The organism is Rhizobium sp. 05L419, from assembly GCF_056397845.1.
On record NZ_JBFTOF010000082.1, the window covers coordinates 1 to 836 of the forward strand.

The 836-nt window shown below is 69.4% G+C and carries 1 protein-coding gene; it reads left to right on the forward strand.

The window, feature by feature from the left end:
- Positions 1 to 836 (forward strand): putative Ig domain-containing protein (locus AC1DMK_RS31075; RefSeq protein WP_477864048.1); only part of this gene is annotated, 836 nt, incomplete at both ends.

The window sequence follows — 836 nt, forward strand, 5'->3', positions numbered from 1 at the left end:
GTTCATGGCGCCAATGACGCGCCGGTGCTCGCCGTCCAGACCGCCAACCAGAGCGCCACGGTCGGCACCGCCTTCTCGCTGGCGCTTCCTGTCGGCACCTTCACCGATGTCGACAGCGGCGAGACGCTCACCTACTCGGCATTGGCTGCSGACGGCTCGGCGCTTCCCGCCTGGCTGAGCTTCAACGCCRCGACGCGGACCTTCACCGGCACRCCGRCGGCCGCCAATGTCGGCACGCTCGCCGTCCGGGTGACGGCGACCGATCTCGGCAGCCTTGCCACCAACGAGACATTCAACATCGCCGTGTCGACGACCCCGGGCAACACGGGACCGACGGCGGTTGCCGACACGGGCGACGCCACCGAGAAGGGTGGGGTGGCCAACGGCTCGGGCGGCGTGGCCGCCGGCGGCAACGTGCTGACCAACGACACCGATCCRGATGCCGGCGACAGCAAGRCCGTCACCGCGGTCAGTTTCGGCGCCACCGCCGGCACACTCGGCACGGCGCTGAACGGCACYTATGGCAGCCTCGTGCTCAATGCGTCGGGCGCYTATACCTACACCRTCAACGAGAGCGCTGCGGCCGTGCAGGCCTTGCGGCTGTCGACCAACACGCTGACCGACGCCTTCAGCTACACCATGCGCGACACCGCCGGCGCCACTGCCACGGCGACGCTGACCGTCACCGTTCATGGCGCCAATGACGCGCCGGTGCTCGCCGTCCAGACCGCCAACCAGAGCGCCACGGTCGGCACCGCCTTCTCGCTGGCGCTTCCTGTCGGCACCTTCACCGATGTCGACAGCGGCGAGACGCTCACCTACTCGGCATTGGCTGC